Origin of the sequence: Achromobacter sp. SIMBA_011 (assembly GCF_046535435.1) — a bacterium.
In the GTDB taxonomy this organism is placed as follows: Bacteria; Pseudomonadota; Gammaproteobacteria; order Burkholderiales; family Burkholderiaceae_B; genus Achromobacter; species Achromobacter dolens.
Genome location: NZ_JAWRWN010000888.1, coordinates 1 through 252 on the forward strand (window position 1 = coordinate 1; position 252 = coordinate 252).

The 252-nt window shown below is 59.5% G+C and carries 1 pseudogene; it reads right to left on the minus strand.

What is annotated here, in order from left to right:
* Positions 1 to 252, minus strand: a pseudogene (gene dmsC, locus SB816_RS33570) (dimethyl sulfoxide reductase anchor subunit DmsC); the annotation flags it as partial.

A 252-nucleotide genomic window follows, 5' to 3' on the forward strand; every position in this document is an offset into this window, starting at 1 on the left:
GCGCACCATAGTCCGGCACCAGCGCAGCGGCCTGCTGCACAGAACTATGAATAGTCGCCAGCTCTGCGCCCTGCATCACTGACACCACGCCACTCACTACCAGTGCCAGTACAGAAATTGCTGGCAGCAGACGCATCGCCCAGCCATCGACGCCAGCCAGACTCAACAACAGGTAACCCAGTAACGGGCCGTCCATAAACATCGTCAGGAAGAAGCCCATCGGCGTCCAGATGCTGTACCAGGTCGGAACGG